Genomic DNA, 16,876 nt, shown 5'->3' on the forward strand with positions numbered 1-16,876 from the left:
ACGCGATGACCGCTGCATTCGACAAGCTGCTGATCGCCAACCGCGGGGAGATCGCGGTGCGCGTGATCCGCGCCGCGCAGGAGCTGGGCCTGAAGACCGTCGCCGTCTACAGCGACGCCGACGCCCAGAGCCTGGCCGTGCAGATGGCCGACGAGGCCGTGCGCATCGGCCCGGCCCATGCCAGCAAGAGCTACCTGAGCGCCGACGCCATCCTGCAGGCCGCGGCCCAAAGCGGCGCGGGCGCCGTGCATCCGGGCTACGGCTTCCTCTCGGAGAACGCCGACTTCGCGGCGCGCGTCGAGGCCGCGGGCCTGGTGTTCGTGGGCCCGACGCCGCATGCGATCCGCACCATGGGCGACAAGGCGGCCGCGCGCGCCGCCGCCATGAAGGCCGGCGTGCCGACCGTGCCCGGCAGCGCCGGCGTGGTGAGCGATGCCGGCGTGGCGGTCGAACTCGCGCGCGACATCGGCTATCCGATCATGATCAAGGCCTCGGCCGGCGGTGGCGGGCGCGGCATCCGCGTGGCGCACGACGAGGCCGAGCTGCGCCAGCAGTTCGCCACCGCCACCGCCGAGGCGCAGGCCGCCTTCGGCAACGGCGAGGTCTACCTCGAGCGCTTCATCCGCAAGGCACGCCACATCGAGGTGCAGATCCTCGGCGACGGGCAGCGCGTGGTGCACTGCTTCGAGCGCGAATGCTCGCTGCAGCGCCGGCGCCAGAAGGTGTGGGAAGAAGCGCCCTCGGCCGCCATCGATGCCGCCACGCGCGCCGCGCTGTGCGAATCGGCGCTGCGCCTCGCGAGCGCCGTGGCCTACCGCGGCGCGGGCACGCTCGAGTACCTCTATGACGACGACACGCGCGAGTTCTTCTTCATCGAGATGAACACCCGCATCCAGGTCGAGCATCCGATCACCGAGATGGTCACCGGCATCGACCTCGTGAAGGAGATGCTGCGCATCGCGCTGGGCCAGCCGCTGCGCCTGAAGCAGGAGGACATCCGGCTCGACGGCGCCGCCATCGAGGTGCGCATCAACGCCGAGAACGCCGCGAAGAACTTCATGCCGAGCCCGGGCCTGGTGACGCGGCTCGCGGTGCCGGGCGGGCCCGGCGTGCGATTCGACACCCTGATGTTCGCGGGCTGCAACGTGCCGGCCTACTACGACTCGCTGCTCGGCAAGCTGATCGTGCACGACAGCGACCGCGCCGCCGCGCTCGCGCGCATGCGCCGCGCGCTCGGCGAGCTGCGCGTGGAGGGCATCCACACCACGATCCCGCTGCACCGCGCGCTGTGCGAGGACGCCGAGGTCGCGGCCGCGGCCTTCCACACCGGCTTCCTCGAGCAGTGGCTCGCGGCGCATCCGCTGGCCGAGCCGGCCGCTCCCGTTCCTGCTCCTACGCCCGAGAAGGTGCCCGCATGACCGCTGCCATCCTCCCGGCCCAGGCCCGCTACAGCTTCGGCGGCGACGAGCACCTGTTCGTCGAGATCAGCGAATCGATGTCACTGCCGGCCTTCTTCAAGGGCATGGCGATCTGCAACGAGCTGCGCCGCCGCGTGCAGGCCGGCGAGATCGCGGGCGTCACCGAGATCTGCCCGGCCAACGCGGCCTACCTGGTGCGCTTCGATCCCGACCTGATCGCTCCCGACGCGCTGCAGGCCGTGCTCGAGGGGATCGAGGCCGGCATCGGCGAGGCCGACCTTCGGCTTTCGACCCGCATCGTCGAGATCCCCGTGCTCTACAACGACCCGTGGACGCACGAGACCCTGATGCGCTTTCGCGAGCGCCACCAGGACCCGGCCAGCACCGACATCGAATACGCCGCGCGCATCAACGGCCACGACTCGGTCGAGGCCTTCATCGCCGCGCATTCGGGCGCGCCGTGGTTCGTCTCCATGGTGGGCTTCGTGGCCGGGCTGCCCTTCCTGTTCCAGATGGTCGAGCGCGAGCGCCAGCTCGAGGTGCCCAAGTACCTGAGCCCGCGCACCGACACCCCGCGGCTCACCCTGGGCCACGGCGGCTGCTTCAGCTGCATCTACTCGGTGCGCGGGGCCGGCGGCTACCAGATGTTCGGCGTCACGCCGGCGCCGATCTTCGATCCGGCCCAGCGCCTGCCCTACCTCAAGGAGCTGATGGTGTTCTTCCGCCCCGGCGACATCGTCAAGTGGAAGCCGATCGACCGCGCCGAGTACGACCGCCAGGTGGCGCAGGTGGAGGCCGGCGACTACACCTTGCGCATCGCGCCGGTGTCGTTCTCGCTGCAGGAATTCCTGGCCGATCCCGACGGCTACAACCAACAGCTGCTGAAGGTGCTCCATGGCGATTGAAGTGCTCAAGCCCGGCCTCGCGACCAGCGTGCAGGACGCGGGCCGTCCCGGCTACTACCACCTGGGCATTCCGCTGTCGGGCGCGCTCGACCAGCAGGGCCTGGTGCTGGCCAACCTGCTGGTGGGCAACGACGAGGGCGCGGCCGTGATCGAGAGCACCCTGCTCGGGCCCGAGCTGCGTTTCGATGCGCCCGCCGTGGTGGCGGTGACGGGCGCGCAGGCCAAGGTCAAGCTCAACGGCGCCGAGAGGCCGCGCAACGAAGCCTTCGCGGTGCAGGCCGGCGACGTGCTGGGCTTCGACTTCATGCTGCTGGGCGCGCGCATGTGCATCGCGGTGGCCGGCGGCATCGACGTGCCGCTGGTGCTCGGCAGCCGCTCGACCTACGGCCTCGGCGCCTTCGGTGGCTTCGAGGGCCGCAAGCTGCTGGCCGGCGACCGGCTGCCGGTGGGCACGCCCTCGGCGCGCGCGCGGCCCGGGCGTGGCGTGGCGGCCGAGCTGCTGCCGGTGCTCGCCAAGGAGGTGACGCTGCGCGTGCTGCCCGGCATCTACTTCCACCGGCTGCAGCAGGACTCGGTGCGCAGCTTCTTCGCCGACACCTGGAGCGTGGGCTCGGAGGCCGACCGCATCGGCTACCGCTACAAGAACGGCACGCCGCTGAAGTTCATCGAGCGCACGCCGCCCTTCGGCGCGGGCGCCGATCCGTCGAACATCGTCGATGCCGGCTATCCCTACGGCTCGATCCAGGTGCCGGGCGGGCGCGAGCCGATCATCCTGCACCGCGACGCGGTCTCGGGCGGCGGCTACGCGATGGTCGGCACGGTGATCAGCGCCGACATGGACCTGATCGCCCAGATGCAGCCCAACCACAAGGCCCGCTTCGTCGCGGTCGACATGGCGCAGGCGCTGGCCGCGCGCGCCGAGCGACGACGGCGCATCGACCGCCTGCGCGCCGCGCTCGCCGACTGAGCGCCTGGGCGGCAAGGCCGCCCACCCCAACCGTTTTCTTCCCCGTTGCCACCTAGGAGTTCTTCATGAACAGCTTGCCCCTGCGCGTTTCATTGACCGCCGCCGCCTTCGCCGCCACCGTGCTGTGGCACGGCGGTGCCTCGGCCGCCGACTGGTTTCCCTACAAGGCCGAGGCCACCGAGCCCGCCTTCTCGGCCGAGGGCACGAAGAAGCCCATCGACTACGTGCCGCTGCCCAAGGCCTCGAAGAAGTGGGACCTCTGCGTGTCGTTCCCGCACATGAAGGACGCCTACTGGCTCGGCGTGGACTACGGCGTGATCGAGGAGGCCCGGCGCCAGGGCGTGAAGCTGCAGGTGGTCGACGCGGGGGGTTACACCAATCTCGGCAAGCAGGTATCGCAGATCGAGGACTGCGTGGCGCGCGGTGCCAACGCGGTGATCATCGGCGCGATCTCGGGCGACGGGCTCAACAACGTCATCAAGGCCACGGCCGCGAAGAAGGTGCCGGTGATCGACCTGGTCAACGGCATCAACTCGCCCGACCTGTCGGCCAAGTCGCTGGTGTCCTTCCACACCATGGGCCAGTCGACCGGTGCCTACCTCGCGAAGAAGCACCCGGCCGGTTCGCCGCCGGTCAAGGTCGGCTGGTTCCCGGGCCCGGCCGGCGCGGGCTGGGTCGAGGCCGCGCACAAGGGCTTCATGGAGGCGGTCAAGGGCAGCGCGGTGGTGGTGCTCGATCCGAAGTACGGCGACACCGGCAAGGAAGCGCAGAGCAAGCTGATCGAGGACGTGCTGCAGGCCAACCCCGACCTGGCCTACGTGGCCGGCACGGCCGTCACGGCCGAGGCCGCCACCGGCATCCTGCGCTCGCGCAACCTCGACAAGAAGGTGCAGGTGCTGTCCTTCTACATGACGCCGGGCGTCTACGAGGGCATCCAGCGCGGCCGCATCGTGGCGGCGCCGGCCGACTCGATGGTGATCCAGGGCCGCATCGCGGTCGACCAGGCGGTGCGCCTGCTCGAGGGCAAGGAGGTCGCGAAGCACGTGGGCCCGAAGATCTTCGTGGTCGACAGCAGCAACATCCAGAGCGTGAAGCAGGCCGACATCCTGCCGCCGACCGGCTTCAAGCCGGTGTTCGAGGTCAAGTAGGCCCGCGATGCCACCCCTGCTGCAGACCCGCGGACTCGGCAAGCGCTATCCGGGCGTGCTGGCGCTCGACGGCGTGGACTTCGAGCTGCGCGCGGGCGAGGTGCACGTGCTGTTCGGCGAGAACGGCGCCGGCAAGTCGACGCTGATCTCGCTGCTGGCCGGCGCCAATGTGCCGAGCGCCGGCGAGATCCGGCTGCGCGGCGAGCCGGTGCGCTTCGCGAACGTGCACGACGCGCGGCGCCACGGCATCAGCGCGGTGTTCCAGGAGTTCTCGCTGATCCCCACGCTGTCGGTGGCGCAGAACCTGAGCCTTGGCGAGGAGCCGCGCCGCGGCGGCCTGCTCGACCGCGGCGCGCTGCGCGAACGTGCCCGCGCGATGCTGGCCGACCTGGGCTTCGCGATCGACGTCGATGCGCCCGTGGCCGGCCTCACGCGCGCCCAGCAGCAGATGGTGGAGATCGCCAAAGGCCTGCGCGGCGAGGTCTCGGTGCTGATCCTCGACGAGCCCACCGCCTCGCTGACCGATGCCGAGACGCAGCGCCTGTTCGAGCTGGTGGCGCGGCTGCAGGCGCGCGGCGTGGGCATCGTCTACATCTCGCACCGCATGCAGGAGATCGCGCGGATCGCCGACCGCATCACGGTGCTGCGCGACGGCCGCCAGGTCAGGACGGTCGAGGCGCGCGAGACCGATGCCGACCGCCTGATCGAGCTGATGAGCGGGCGTGCCATCGAACAGGTCTATCCGCGCATCGCCTTTGCGCCCGGCGAGACGGTGCTCGAGGTCGAGGGCCTGCATTCGCCCAACGGCGTGCGCGGCGCCAGCCTCAGGGTGCGGCGCGGCGAGGTGGTCGGGCTGGCCGGCCTCGTGGGCTGCGGCAAGTCGGAGCTGTTCCGCGCGGTCTGCGGGCTCGACCCGGTGAGCGCGGGCCGCGTGCTGTTCAAGGGCCAGCCGCGCACCGGCGCCAGGGTGCGCCGGCTGCTCGACGAGGGCCTGTTCTATCTGCCGCCCGACCGCAAGGGCGAGGGGCTGGTGCTGGGCTTCAGCTCGCGCGCCAACATCACGCTGCCGCTGGTGCACGGCCCGCTGCGCGGCCATGGCGGCTGGCTGCGCAAGCGGCTCGGGCGAAGGCTGTCGACGGCCGCGGCCGAGCGCGTGGAGCTCGCGCCGCGCAACCTCGAGCGGCCGGTGGCGCTCTTGTCGGGCGGCAATCAGCAGAAGGTGCTGTTCGGCAAGGGCATGACGCGCGACGCCGCGCTCTACGTGTTCGACGAGCCCACGGTGGGCGTCGACATCGGCACCCGCAGCGCGCTCTACCAGGTGATCCGCAAGCTCTGCGAAGGCGGCGCGGCGGTGGTCGTGATCTCCTCCGACCTGCCCGAGGTGCTGCACCTGAGCCACCGTGTCTACGTGATGTGCCGCGGCGAGATCGCCGGCGAGCTGCGGGGCGACGCCATCGGCGAGACCGCCGTGCTCAATCTCTTCTTCGGTTCCAGCGAGAACAACAAGCCATGACTTCGTCTTCCTCCGTCGCCACCGCCGTGTCTTCGGCACCGGGGCCCGCCGGCCGCGCGCTGGCCCTGCTGCGCGCCCTGTTCCTGCGCCTGGGCGTGCTGCCCTTCATGCTGGCGATCGCCTTCGTGGTGTTCGGCACCCTGTCGGACCAGTTCCTCACGGTGCAGAACCTGATCAACCTGCTGCGCCAGTCGGTCTACCTGATCCTGGTGGCCATGGGCCAGATGCTGGCGCTGGTGACCGGCGGCTTCGATCTCTCGGTCGGCACCGTGATGGCGATCACCTCGGTGGTGGCGGCGCTGGCCATGCAGTTCTTCGGCGCCGCGCTGCCCGACGCCGCCTGGCTGGCGATCGCGCTGGGCTGCGCCTGCGGCATGCTGGCCGGGCTCGCGGTGGGGCTGGTCAACGGCATCGGCGTGGCCTTCATCGGCGTTTCGCCCTTCATCGTCACGCTGGGCGTGCAGTCGATCGGCTTCGGCCTGGCGCTCTACCTCACGGGCGGCGTGCCGGTGTCGGGTCTGCCCGCGGGCTTCAGCGAGCTGTTCGGCTTCGGCACGCTGCTGGGCGTGCCGGTCCCGATCTGGGTCACGGCGGTCTGCGTGACGGCCATGGGCGTGCTGATGGGCCGCATGCCGACCGGCACCCACCTGCTGGCCGTGGGCGGCAATGCCAAGGCGGCGGCGCTGTCGGGCATCGACACCCGGCGCGTGCTGCTCGTGGCCTACCTGTTGTGCGCGGGCCTCGCGGCCGTCAGCGGCCTGCTGCTGACCGCGCGCGTCGAGACCGGCGAAGCCAACCTCGGCGGCACCGTGGCGCTGGAATCGATCGCGGCCTGCGTGATCGCCGGCGTGAGCCTGCGCGGCGGCATGGGCCGGGTGCCGAACGTGGTGATGGGCGCGATCTTCATCGGCCTGGTGCAGAACGGCATGAACCTCGCGAGCGTGGGGTCGTACCTGCAGATGGTGGTGCTGGGCGCGTTGCTGATCGTGGCGGTGGTGGCCGATCAGTTGCGCCACCGCATGGTGGCGCCCGGCTCGCACTGACGCACTGAGCTAGTTGGCGAACTCGTCGCGCGGCCCGCCCTCGGCCGCGAGGTGCGCGATGTCGCTCCAGCCCACGAGGCTGAAGCCCTCGCTGCTCCACAGCATGCGGTTGATGGCCGCGTTGCCGAGCTGCCAGGTGCGCGGCGCCTGCAGCTCCTGGCGCGTGGCGGCGCGGTAGAGCACGTCCATCACGCCGCCGTGCGCGACCAGCGCCACCAGCTCGCCCGTGTGGCGCGAGGCCAGGTCGGCGGCCACGCGCGTGATGCGCTCGCGGAACACCAGCAGGCTCTCGCCGCCCTCGGGTTCGAACTCGGGATCGCGCTCGCGCCAGCGCCTGGCCTGCTCGGGCAGCTCGGCCTCGATCTCGGCGAAGCTCATGCCCTCGAAGCGGCCGAAGGCGCGCTCGCGCAGGCCGGGTTCGGGCCGGACCTCGAGGCCGTGCGGCTTGGCGATCTCGAGCGCGGTCTGCCAGGCGCGCGAGAGGTCGCTGGCGTAGATGACGGCCAGCGGCTCGTCGGCCAGCGCCTGGCCCACGCGCTGGGCCTGCCAGATGCCGGTGGCATTGAGCCCGATGTCGAGCTGGCCCTGGATGCGCGTGTCGACGTTCCAGGCGGTTTCGCCATGGCGAACGGCGATCAGGCGGGTGATTTCTTCCATCGTGCGAAATTCTAGGAGGGCGGCATTTCGGATCGTGCCGTCCCGCCACGGGGCCGGAGTGAGCCGCTACTGCTGCTTCTTTGCCGTCGGCAGCTCGATGTTGACGCGCCGCACGCCCTCGGGCGGCTTCGGGAAGCCCTGCAGCGCGGCCTGGAACATCACCGGCAGCACCGCGGCGCTCGCGGTGTAGGGGCCGTCGTTGCGCGCGCGGGTCTCGTAGACCACGCGGTTGCTGCCGAGCTCGCGCAGCACCACGCCGACCTCGCGCTCGTACCAGGGGTTCGAGGCCTGCGGAATGACCGGCGCGCCATACCAGCCGCCGCCGTACCAGCGCCGGCCGTAGCCGTAGGGGCCGTAGCCGTAGCCGTAGCCGAAGGGGCCGTCCCAGAGCCAGGGATCGGCCCAGGGCGACAGCGTGGTGGTCACGCGGGCGCTGATCTGCGCCGTGTAGCGCGGGTTGGCGTCGTCGCGGCGCAGGCCGACCTGCTCGAGCGCGGCGGCGGCCATGGCCTCGAGCGAGGCCTGGCGCTCGCCGTTGGCCTGCTGCGAGGGCAGGCGCTCGAAGCGGTAGGTGGCGCCGGCGGGAACGGTGTCGATGGCGGAGAAGCTCTTCACGTCGCTGTCGACCACCCAGGAGGTGGCGCAGCCGGACAGTGTTGCTACTAGAAGCAGAGCAGGAAAAGCACGTTTCATGAGGGTCTCCGGGCCGGTGGGCCCCAAATTCCCCTGGGTAGCCGGATCAGCCCTGGACGATGCGAAGGGCGGCGGGTGCCTGGGAGAGCGGGTCGAAGGAGGGCGTGTCGAAGGCCTTGTCGCCGTTCTCGTCGGCCACGCCCGTCGGCTTCAGACCCTTGAAGTCGTGCAGCGTTCCGTCGAGCAGGTGCGAAGGCACCACGTTCTGCATCGCGCTGAACATGTTCTCGATGCGCCCCGGGTACTTGCGCTCCCATTCGCGCAGCATCTCGCCGACCTGCTTGCGCTGCAGGTTCTCCTGGCTGCCGCACAGCGTGCACGGAATGATCGGGAACTCGCGGTGCTGGGCCCAGCGCACCAGGTCCTTCTCGGCCACGTAGGCCAGCGGCCGGATCACCACGTGGCGGCCGTCGTCGCTCACCAGCTTCGGCGGCATGCTCTTGAGCTTGGCCGCGAAGAACATGTTGAGGAAGAAGGTCTGCAGCATGTCGTCGCGGTGGTGGCCCAGCGCGACCTTGGTGGCGCCCAGCTCGTCGGCCACGCGGTAAAGGATGCCGCGGCGCAGCCGGCTGCACAGGCCGCAGGTGGTCTTGCCCTCGGGGATCACGCGCTTGACGATGCTGTAGGTGTCCTGGTTCTCGATGTGGAAGGCCACGCCGAGATCGCTCAGGTACTTCGGCAGCACTTCCTCGGGGAAGCCGGGCTGCTTCTGGTCGAGGTTGACCGCGACGATGTCGAAGTGGATCGGCGCGCGCGCCTTGAGCTTGAGCAGGATGTCGAGCAGGCCGTAGCTGTCCTTGCCGCCCGACACGCAGACCATGACCTTGTCGCCTTCCTCGATCATGTTGTAGTCGACGATGGCGCGGCCCACCTCGCGGCACAGACGTTTCTCGAGCTTGTGCGTTTCGCGCTCGATCTTCATCGAGTTGGCGGGAGAGGGCGAGGCGGAGGCGTCGGCGACGGGCGCCTCGTCGATCCAGACGGCGTTCATGGCAAAAGGGCTGCCCGGGGCAGCAAAAAACGGGGGAAGGGGGCGATTTTGCCCCGGATCACCATTCCCCGGCTTCGATGCGGATCGCGACCTCGCAGTCCTCGAAGATCTCGAGCTTGGCGATCTTCACGCGCACGCCCAGCACGCCGGGCAGCTGCAGCAGGCGCTGCGCGAGCTTGCCGATCAGGCTTTCGAGCAGGTTCACGTGCTCGGCCGTGCACTCGTCGATGATGATCCGGCGCACCTTGCGGTAGTCGAGCACGTGGAAGATGTCATCGTCCTTGGGCAGCAGCGGCTGCGGGCCGAGGTTGAGCTCGGCATCGACCTGGATCGGCTGCGGTGCGACCTTCTCCTGCTCGAGGATGCCGAGGTTGGCGTCGAAGCGCAGGCCGTGGAGGGTGAGCGTCTGGCGCCCGAGGGGGGTGGTGGGTGACATCGGGTGGGGCTCGAAAGAAGGGGCCTCGGGCGGCGGGCCTGGATTCACATGTGCGAGAAATCGCGCTCGAACTTCATCAGGTGCTGGCCGCCGTCCACCAGCAGCGTGGTGCCGGTGATCGAGCCGTTCTCGAGCGCGAAGCGCACGGTGGCGGCCACGTCGGCCGGCGTGGACGAGCGCCCCAGCGGCGACAGCCTGTGCAGCTGCGCGAACTTGTCGTCGTCGTGCATGTGGCTCGGCAGCGTGAGGCCGGGCGCCACGCCCACCACGCGCACGCGCGGCGCGAGCGCCAGCGCCAGCATCGGCGTGGCGGCCTCGAGCGCGGCCTTGGAGAGCGTGTAGCTGAGGAAATCGGGGTTGGTGTTCCACAGCTTCTGGTCGAGCATGTGGACCACCGCGCCGGTGAGCGTGCCTTCTGGGTCGCGCTGCGCGAGGTGCGCGTGCAGCGCCTGCGCCAGCACGATCGCGGCCCCCGTGTTGCCGCGCGCATGGCGGTCCATCAGCGCGTAGCTGAAGCTGGCCGCGTCGTCGTGCTCGAACAGCGCGGCGCTGTGCACCACCGCGTCGACCCGGCCGAAGTGCGCCGCCACCTGAGGCAGCAGCGCGCGCGTGGCGGCCTCGTCGAGCAGGTCGGCGCCGAAGGCATGGGCCTCGCCTGCGAGCGCGGCGCAGTCGGCCACCGTCTGCTCGGCCTCGGCGCGCGACTGGCGGAAATGCACCGCCACGCGCCAGCCGCCCGCGGCCAGCGCCAGCGCGATCTCGCGCCCCAGCCGCTTGCCCGCGCCCGTGACGAGGACGGTGCGGCGCTCGGGTGGCGTGGCGGTGGAGGAGGGCGCGGCGCTCATGCGGAAGGTGGGGGCTGGAGGATGCGAGGAGAATCGGTGCCCGTGACGACACAGACCCACAGCAGTTTACCCATCGCCCTCGATACCCTGATCGCCCGTGCCGTCGAGCGCGCCGGCGGCTGGATCGGCTTCGACCGCTTCATGGCGCTCGCGCTCTATGCGCCCGGCCTCGGCTACTACGCCAACAGCCTCGCCAAGTTCGGCCAGATGCCCGAATCGGGCAGCGACTTCGTGACCGCGCCCGAGCTCACCCCGCTGTTCGGCCGCGCGCTGGCCGCGCAACTGGCCGAGGCGCTCGAGAAGACCGGCACCGCCACGGTGTGGGAATTCGGCGCCGGCTCGGGCGCGCTCGCCGCACAGTTGCTCGATGCGCTCGATGCGCTGGGCCGCGGCGACGTGAACTACCGCATCGTCGACCTCTCGGGCACCCTGCGCGCGCGCCAGCAGCAGGCCTTGGCGCGCTTCGGCGACCGCGTCGAATGGCGGCTCGAGCTGCCCGCGGCGATGCAGGGCGTGGTGGTCGGCAACGAGGTGCTCGACGCGATGCCGGTGCAACTGCTCGCGCGCCACGGCGGGCGCTGGTTCGAGCGCGGCGTGGTGCGCAATGCGGCCGGCGACGGCTGGGCCTGGGCCGACCGCGAGACCGAGCTGCGGCCGCCGGTCGAGGTGCCGGGCGAGCACGACTACCTGACCGAGATCCATCCGCAGGCCAAGGCCTTCGTGGCGACACTGGCGGACCGGCTCGAGCGCGGGGCTGTCTTCCTGATCGACTACGGCTTTCCCGAGAGCGAGTACTACCACCCGCAGCGGCACATGGGGACGGTGATGTGCCATCGGGCGCATCGGGCGGATGGGGATCCGCTGTCGGACGTGGGGTTGAAGGACATCACTGCGCACGTCGACTTCACGGGGGTGGCGTTGGCGGGGCAGGAGGCGGGGTTTGCCGTGTTGGGGTATGCGAGTCAGGCGCGGTTTCTGCTGAACTGCGGGCTGGTTTCTTTGATGGAGACGGCTTCTGTGGGGGAGAGGGCTATGGGGGCTCGGTTGGTGCATGAGCATGAGATGGGGGAGTTGTTCAAGGTGGTGGGGTTTGCTGTGGGTGATGCTTGGGAGGCTGTTGGGTTTAGTGAGGGGGATCGGAGTCATACGCTCTGATCTTTTTTGAAGGCGCGCTTTTGGTGAGGCTGTTGGCCGGGTCTCGCCCCGGCGGGCGAGTCACTTTCTTTTGCTTCGCCAAAAGAAAGTAACCAAAGAAAAGGCGACCCACTGTCTGTGTCCCTCCGCTTCGCTACGGGCAACCTGCGGTGCTCGAAGAAAGCGGGGGTCCGCAGAACTCGCTTCGCTCAGACAGCTGCGGCCCTTATCCCGCTTTCTCCTGCGCTCCTCGGCACAGCCAGAGGGGAGTGGTTCGGGCCATCGCTGCGCTCGGCCACACGACATCTACTCGGGCCTTCGCTTCGCTCGGCCTTTGTCTTGCTCCTTCTCCCTCTGGGAGAGGGCTGGGGTGAGGGCGCTGGGCGGTGGATACCGTCGCAACATCGGTGAGGCCCGGTGCCCTCACCCTAACCCTCTCCCAGAGGGAGAGGGGACAAGACAAACACAAGGCCGAGCGAAGCGATGGCCCGAACAGCATTGCAAGGCCGAGCGAAGCAAAGGCCTGAACGCCCCCCTCTGGCTGCGCCGAGGAGCGCAGCGTTTCGCGGATCAGGGCTCGCAGCTGTTTGAGCGAAGCGAGTTCTGCGAGACCCCGCGAAACGCGAGCACCGCAGGTTGCCCGTAGCGAAGCGAAGGGACGCAGACAGTGGGGTCGCCTTCTTTTGCTTACTTTTCTTGGCGAGACAAGAAAAGTAAGTCGCCCGCCGGGGCGAGTCCCGGCCAACAGCCTAAGCAAAGAGAGAAAACCCAAAAAACACCAGAGCAGTCATAAGCATTCAACGAAGAGTTCGTTGCCCAACCCCCCCATCCCCGCCTACATTGCGGCACATGAGCCAAGTCCTCGTCCCCGAGCGCACCCAATCCTTCGAGATCCGCCCCTTCCCCGCCCCCGTAGGCGCCGAAGTCATCGGCCTCGACATCGCGCGCCCCATCCCGGAAGAAGACTTCGCCCGCATCCACCGCGCCCACCTCGACCACCACGTCCTGGTCTTCCGCAACCAGCAGATCACCCCCCAGCAGCACATCGACTTCAGCCGCCGCTTCGGCCCGCTCGAGATCCACGTCCTGCACCAGTTCCAGCTCAAGAACCATCCCGAGATCCTCATCGTCTCCAACATCAAGGAGAACGGCGAGCCCATCGGCCTCGGCGACGCGGGCGTCTACTGGCATTCCGACATCTCCTACAAGCCCAAGCCCAGCCTCGGCTCCCTGCTGCACGCGCAGGAACTGCCCAGCGAGGGCGGCGACACGCTGTTCGCCGACCAGCATCTGGCCTGGGAAGCACTGCCGAGCGACCTGCAGCAGCGCATCCTGCCGCTCAAGGCCGAGCACAGCTACCTCGCCAAGTACGAGGAACTGCGCGCCAAGAACCCGTGGCGGCCCAAGCTCTCGCAGGCGCAGATCGACCAGGTCGCGCCCGCGGTGCAGCCGGTGGTGCGCACGCATCCCGAGACCGGGCGCAAGGCGCTGTTCGTCAGCGAGCACTTCACCACCCGCATCGTCGGCCTGCCGAAGGAAGAAAGCGATGAACTCCTGTCCGAGCTGTTCGCGCACAGCGTGAAGCCCGAATTCGTCTACCGCCACCAATGGGCGCCCCACGACCTCGTGTTCTGGGACAACCGCTCGCTGATGCACCTGGCGGCGGGCACGCCCGACCACCTGCGCCGCCGGCTCAACCGCACCACCATCGTGGGCGACGAGCCCCGATAGACCGAGACCGACCACCTCCGCAGACGAATCTCCTCGACGGACCGGCGATGCCGGGTCCGCGCGGAGCGCTGCACCCCGAATTTCTTCCCTTGGAGTCCTTCCCGCCATGAACCGCTTCACCCGCAAGGCCGCATCCCTCGTCGCCGGCCTCGGCCTGCTGGCCGGCAGCCTCGCCGCGCACGCCGAAGGCCAGATCCGCATCGCCGAGCAGTTCGGCATCGTCTACCTGCTGCTCAACGTGGCGCAGGAACAGAAGCTGATCGAGAAGCACGCGAAGGCCGCGGGCGTCGACGCCAAGGTCGAATGGGTCAAGCTCTCGGGCGGCTCGGCGGTCAACGACGCGCTGCTGTCGGGCAACATCGAGATCGCGGGCGCGGGCGTCGGCCCGCTGCTCACGCTGTGGGACCGCACCAAGGGCAAGCAGAACGTCAAGGGCGTGGCCTCGCTGGGCAACTTCCCCTACTACCTGGTGAGCAACAACCCGAACGTGAAGACCATCGCCGACTTCACGGACAAGGACCGCATCGCGCTGCCCGCGGTCGGCGTGTCGGTGCAGTCGCGCGTGCTGCAGTTCGCCTCGGCCAAGCTCTGGGGCGACAAGGAATTCAACAAGCTCGACAAGATCAGCGTGGCGGTGCCGCATCCCGACGCGGCCGCGGCCATCATCAAGGGCGGCACCGAGATCACGGCCCACTTCGGCAACCCGCCGTTCCAGGAACAGGAGCTCGCGGGCAACCCCGCGGCGCACATCGTGCTGAACTCCTACCAGGTGCTGGGCGGCCCCTCGTCGGCCACGGTGCTCTACGCCACCGAGAAATTCCGCAACGAGAACCCGAAGACCTACAAGGCCTTCATCGACGCGCTCGACGAGGCCGCGAAGTTCGTCAGCGCCAACCCCGAGAAGGCGGCCGACATCTACCTCAAGGTCAGCAACGCCACCCTCGACCGCGAGCTGCTGCTGAAGATCATCAAGAACCCCGAGGTGCAGTTCAAGACCACGCCGCAGAACACCTACACGTTGGCCGACTTCATGCACCGCGTGGGCGCGATCAAGAACAAGCCGGCCTCGGTGAAGGACTACTTCTTCGACGACGCCCACAACGCCTCGGGCAACTGATGATGAGCGCGGCGGCGGTGCTGGATTCGCGGGCCGAGGCCCTGGTCCACCGGCAGCGGGTAGCGCCCGCGGCCGGGTCCTCGTTCCCGGACCTGGCACGCGACGAGTCGCGCGCGCCCGAAGCCGCGGCGCCGCTGCTGCAGGTCGACGGCGTCAGCCTCGAGTACCGCACGCCCGAGCGCGTGGTGCGCGCCACCCACCGCGTGAGTTTCGACGTGCACCAGGCCGACCGCTTCGTGCTGCTCGGCCCCTCGGGCTGCGGCAAGTCGACCCTGCTGAAATCGGTCGCGGGCTTCATCGCGCCGGTCGAGGGCGAGATCCGGCTGGCCGGCGAGCGCGTGCTGCGGCCCGGGCCCGACCGCATCGTGGTGTTCCAGGAGTTCGACCAGCTGCCGCCGTGGAAGACCGTCAAGCAGAACGTCATGTTCCCGCTGCTGGCCTCGCGCACGCTGGGCCGCAAGGAGGCGGCCGAGCGCGCGCTGCACTACCTCGACAAGGTGGGCCTCGCGAAATTCGCCGACGTGCATCCGCACCAGCTCTCGGGTGGCATGAAGCAGCGCGTGGCGATCGCGCGCGCGCTCGCGATGCAGCCGCGCGTGCTGTTGATGGACGAGCCCTTCGCCGCGCTCGACGCGCTCACGCGCCGGCGCATGCAGCAGGAGCTGCTGGCGCTGTGGGACGAGGTGCGTTTCACGCTGCTGTTCGTCACCCACTCGATCGAGGAGGCGCTGGTGGTGGGCAACCGCATCGCGCTGCTGTCGCCGCATCCCGGGCGCATGCGCGCCGAAATCAACAGCCATGGCTTCACGCTCGACAGCCTCGGCGGCACCGAATTCCAGCAGACCGCCAAGCGCATCCACGACATGCTGTTCGACGAAGCACACGACACCGAGGCCGGCCGATGAGCGCGATCCTTCCCCCCGTGCGCCCCGAGTACGAGCGCACGCTCGAACCCTTCACCGAGCTGCCGGTCGAGCGCCGGCTGCCGCTGGGCGCGCGCCTGGCTTCGCAGGCCTGGCTGCGCAAGGGGCTGATCCTGGTCGCGATCGCGCTGCTGTGGGAACTGGCGGCACGCTGGCAGGACAACGACCTGCTGCTGCCCACCTTCAGCGCCACCGCGCGCGCGCTGGTCGAGGGCCTGGCCAGCGGCGAGCTGCTCGAGAAGGTGCGCATCTCGCTCGCGGTGCTGGTGCAGGGCTACCTCGCGGGCGTGGCGCTGGCCTTCGCGCTGACCACGCTCGCGGTGTCCACGCGCATCGGCCGCGACCTGCTGGACACGCTGACCTCGATGTTCAACCCGCTGCCCGCGATCGCGCTGCTGCCGCTGGCGCTGCTGTGGTTCGGCCTGGGCCGCGGCAGCCTTGTGTTCGTGCTGATCCATTCGGTGCTGTGGCCGCTGGCGCTCAACACCTACGCCGGCTTCCAGGGCGTGCCCGAGACCCTGCGCATGGCCGGGCGCAACTACGGGCTCACGGGCCTGCGCTACGTGCTGCAGATCCTGGTGCCGGCCGCGCTGCCGTCGATCCTCTCGGGGCTCAAGATCGGCTGGGCCTTCGCCTGGCGCACGCTGATCGCGGCCGAACTCGTGTTCGGCGCCTCCTCGGGCAAGGGCGGGCTCGGCTGGTACATCTTCCAGAACCGCAACGAGCTCTACACCGACCGCGTGTTCGCGGGCCTCGTCATGGTGGTGCTGATCGGGTTGCTGGTGGAAAGCCTGGGCTTCAAGACGCTCGAGCGCCTGACGGTGCGCAAGTGGGGCCAGCAGCGCTGACGCGCTTCAGCCGGCCTTGCCGCCGCCCTTCTTCGCGTCCTCGCGCAGGCTGCGCAGTTCGGCGCGCAGGAACTCGTTCGATTCCCTGACCACGCCGTTGGTGAGCTTCACGCGGTAGGCCTGGCCGGTCATCTCCGAGCGCGTGGCGCAGCGCTCGATGAAGTCCTCGGCGGTCACGATCTCCTTGCGGAAATGCTCGTACTTGGCCTGCATGTGCTTGGCGGCATCGGCGGCGTTGTACTCGCTGCCATTGCGCAGGAAGGTCATCGAGCCCATCTTCGCCACGCGCTGGATCAGCGAGTCGATCAGCCGGTGTTCCGATTCGGACGGCGTGGCGTGGGCGAGGGCGGCGGCGGTGCCGAGCAGGGCCGCGAGCAGGGCGCGGCGCAGGGGCTGGAAGCTGGTCATGTCGTCTCCGCTTGGCAATTTCCGGGCCATGCTAGGACGCGCTGCAGCGTCGGTCAAACCCCGCGCCGATCCAAGTTCGGCCTGGACCCCGGCGCAAGG

General features: G+C 69.5%; 17 protein-coding genes. 11 read left to right on the forward strand and 6 right to left on the reverse strand.

Annotated elements, in window-relative coordinates:
* The first annotated feature begins 5 nt into the window (after positions 1 to 5).
* The 6 genes from INQ48_05815 (at position 6) to INQ48_05840 (ending at position 6,994) form a co-directional block, all read left to right on the forward strand.
* Positions 6 to 1,418, forward strand: coding sequence for an acetyl-CoA carboxylase biotin carboxylase subunit (locus INQ48_05815; GenBank protein QRF58760.1), 1,413 nt, complete (start codon positions 6 to 8; stop codon positions 1,416 to 1,418).
* On the forward strand, positions 1,415 to 2,323 hold the full coding sequence (locus tag INQ48_05820; GenBank protein ID QRF58761.1) for an allophanate hydrolase subunit 1: 909 nt from the start codon (positions 1,415 to 1,417) through the stop codon (positions 2,321 to 2,323). The genes INQ48_05815 and INQ48_05820 overlap by 4 nt, the downstream gene beginning before the upstream one ends.
* Positions 2,313 to 3,290, forward strand: coding sequence for a biotin-dependent carboxyltransferase (locus INQ48_05825; GenBank protein QRF58762.1), 978 nt, complete (start codon positions 2,313 to 2,315; stop codon positions 3,288 to 3,290). Before INQ48_05820 ends, INQ48_05825 begins: the two co-directional genes overlap by 11 nt.
* Positions 3,291 to 3,355: 65 nt before the next feature.
* The gene (gene torT, locus INQ48_05830; GenBank protein ID QRF58763.1) at positions 3,356 to 4,438 is read left to right on the forward strand and encodes a TMAO reductase system periplasmic protein TorT; all 1,083 of its coding nucleotides are present in this window, start codon (positions 3,356 to 3,358) and stop codon (positions 4,436 to 4,438) included.
* Between the two features lie 7 nt (positions 4,439 to 4,445).
* The gene (locus tag INQ48_05835; GenBank protein QRF58764.1) at positions 4,446 to 5,951 is read left to right on the forward strand and encodes a sugar ABC transporter ATP-binding protein; all 1,506 of its coding nucleotides are present in this window, start codon (positions 4,446 to 4,448) and stop codon (positions 5,949 to 5,951) included.
* Positions 5,948 to 6,994 carry an ABC transporter permease gene (locus INQ48_05840; GenBank protein QRF58765.1) on the forward strand — a complete coding sequence of 349 codons (1,047 nt, stop codon included), beginning with the start codon at positions 5,948 to 5,950 and terminating at the stop codon, positions 6,992 to 6,994. The genes INQ48_05835 and INQ48_05840 overlap by 4 nt, the downstream gene beginning before the upstream one ends.
* A gap of 9 nt (positions 6,995 to 7,003) precedes the next feature.
* Here INQ48_05840 and INQ48_05845 read toward each other — a convergent pair whose 3' ends face one another.
* From INQ48_05845 to INQ48_05865, 5 genes are all read right to left on the reverse strand, one after another.
* Positions 7,004 to 7,651: a histidine phosphatase family protein gene (locus tag INQ48_05845; GenBank protein ID QRF58766.1), complete on the reverse strand. Its 648-nt coding sequence runs from the start codon at positions 7,649 to 7,651 to the stop codon at positions 7,004 to 7,006.
* A 66-nt stretch (positions 7,652 to 7,717) separates the two neighbouring features.
* Positions 7,718 to 8,344 (reverse strand): DUF4136 domain-containing protein, encoded by a 627-nt coding sequence (locus INQ48_05850; GenBank protein QRF58767.1) that lies wholly within the window; start codon positions 8,342 to 8,344, stop codon positions 7,718 to 7,720.
* Positions 8,345 to 8,390: 46 nt separating this feature from the next.
* Positions 8,391 to 9,335, reverse strand: a complete 945-nt coding sequence (gene ttcA, locus INQ48_05855; protein QRF58768.1) for a tRNA 2-thiocytidine(32) synthetase TtcA — start codon at positions 9,333 to 9,335, stop codon at positions 8,391 to 8,393.
* A gap of 58 nt (positions 9,336 to 9,393) precedes the next feature.
* Positions 9,394 to 9,771 (reverse strand): dihydroneopterin aldolase, encoded by a 378-nt coding sequence (locus tag INQ48_05860; GenBank protein QRF58769.1) that lies wholly within the window; start codon positions 9,769 to 9,771, stop codon positions 9,394 to 9,396.
* Positions 9,772 to 9,815: 44 nt separating this feature from the next.
* The gene (locus INQ48_05865; GenBank protein QRF58770.1) at positions 9,816 to 10,616 is read right to left on the reverse strand and encodes an SDR family oxidoreductase; all 801 of its coding nucleotides are present in this window, start codon (positions 10,614 to 10,616) and stop codon (positions 9,816 to 9,818) included.
* A gap of 21 nt (positions 10,617 to 10,637) precedes the next feature.
* On the opposite strand from INQ48_05865, the gene INQ48_05870 reads away from it, so the two are divergent.
* The 5 genes from INQ48_05870 (at position 10,638) to INQ48_05890 (ending at position 16,369) form a co-directional block, all read left to right on the forward strand.
* Positions 10,638 to 11,771 carry an SAM-dependent methyltransferase gene (locus INQ48_05870; protein ID QRF58771.1) on the forward strand — a complete coding sequence of 378 codons (1,134 nt, stop codon included), beginning with the start codon at positions 10,638 to 10,640 and terminating at the stop codon, positions 11,769 to 11,771.
* A gap of 828 nt (positions 11,772 to 12,599) precedes the next feature.
* Positions 12,600 to 13,481, forward strand: a complete 882-nt coding sequence (locus tag INQ48_05875; GenBank protein QRF58772.1) for a TauD/TfdA family dioxygenase — start codon at positions 12,600 to 12,602, stop codon at positions 13,479 to 13,481.
* 106 nt (positions 13,482 to 13,587) lie between these two features.
* Complete coding sequence (locus tag INQ48_05880) at positions 13,588 to 14,598, forward strand: ABC transporter substrate-binding protein (GenBank protein QRF58773.1); 1,011 nt, start codon at positions 13,588 to 13,590, stop codon at positions 14,596 to 14,598.
* A gap of 92 nt (positions 14,599 to 14,690) precedes the next feature.
* Positions 14,691 to 15,503 (forward strand): ABC transporter ATP-binding protein, encoded by an 813-nt coding sequence (locus INQ48_05885; protein QRF60627.1) that lies wholly within the window; start codon positions 14,691 to 14,693, stop codon positions 15,501 to 15,503.
* Positions 15,500 to 16,369: an ABC transporter permease gene (locus tag INQ48_05890; protein QRF58774.1), complete on the forward strand. Its 870-nt coding sequence runs from the start codon at positions 15,500 to 15,502 to the stop codon at positions 16,367 to 16,369. The genes INQ48_05885 and INQ48_05890 overlap by 4 nt, the downstream gene beginning before the upstream one ends.
* A 6-nt stretch (positions 16,370 to 16,375) precedes the next feature.
* Here the strand turns inward: INQ48_05890 and INQ48_05895 are convergent, their stop codons facing one another.
* Entirely contained in the window at positions 16,376 to 16,777 is a 402-nt protein-coding gene (locus tag INQ48_05895; protein ID QRF58775.1) for a DUF5329 family protein, read from the reverse strand.
* Positions 16,778 to 16,876: the final 99 nt, after the last annotated feature.

The organism is Variovorax paradoxus, assembly GCA_016806145.1.
GTDB lineage: Bacteria > Pseudomonadota > Gammaproteobacteria > Burkholderiales > Burkholderiaceae_C > Variovorax.

Coding starts and splice junctions, on each gene's coding strand:
- INQ48_05815 (QRF58760.1), top strand. CDS start 6: ATGACCGCTGCATTCGACAAGCTGCTGATCGCCAACCGCGGGGAGATC.
- INQ48_05820 (QRF58761.1), top strand. CDS start 1,415: ATGACCGCTGCCATCCTCCCGGCCCAGGCCCGCTACAGCTTCGGCGGC.
- INQ48_05825 (QRF58762.1), top strand. CDS start 2,313: ATGGCGATTGAAGTGCTCAAGCCCGGCCTCGCGACCAGCGTGCAGGAC.
- torT (QRF58763.1), top strand. CDS start 3,356: ATGAACAGCTTGCCCCTGCGCGTTTCATTGACCGCCGCCGCCTTCGCC.
- INQ48_05835 (QRF58764.1), top strand. CDS start 4,446: ATGCCACCCCTGCTGCAGACCCGCGGACTCGGCAAGCGCTATCCGGGC.
- INQ48_05840 (QRF58765.1), top strand. CDS start 5,948: ATGACTTCGTCTTCCTCCGTCGCCACCGCCGTGTCTTCGGCACCGGGG.
- INQ48_05845 (QRF58766.1), bottom strand. CDS start 7,651: ATGGAAGAAATCACCCGCCTGATCGCCGTTCGCCATGGCGAAACCGCC.
- INQ48_05850 (QRF58767.1), bottom strand. CDS start 8,344: ATGAAACGTGCTTTTCCTGCTCTGCTTCTAGTAGCAACACTGTCCGGC.
- ttcA (QRF58768.1), bottom strand. CDS start 9,335: ATGAACGCCGTCTGGATCGACGAGGCGCCCGTCGCCGACGCCTCCGCC.
- INQ48_05860 (QRF58769.1), bottom strand. CDS start 9,771: ATGTCACCCACCACCCCCCTCGGGCGCCAGACGCTCACCCTCCACGGC.
- INQ48_05865 (QRF58770.1), bottom strand. CDS start 10,616: ATGAGCGCCGCGCCCTCCTCCACCGCCACGCCACCCGAGCGCCGCACC.
- INQ48_05870 (QRF58771.1), top strand. CDS start 10,638: ATGCGAGGAGAATCGGTGCCCGTGACGACACAGACCCACAGCAGTTTA.
- INQ48_05875 (QRF58772.1), top strand. CDS start 12,600: ATGAGCCAAGTCCTCGTCCCCGAGCGCACCCAATCCTTCGAGATCCGC.
- INQ48_05880 (QRF58773.1), top strand. CDS start 13,588: ATGAACCGCTTCACCCGCAAGGCCGCATCCCTCGTCGCCGGCCTCGGC.
- INQ48_05890 (QRF58774.1), top strand. CDS start 15,500: ATGAGCGCGATCCTTCCCCCCGTGCGCCCCGAGTACGAGCGCACGCTC.
- INQ48_05895 (QRF58775.1), bottom strand. CDS start 16,777: ATGACCAGCTTCCAGCCCCTGCGCCGCGCCCTGCTCGCGGCCCTGCTC.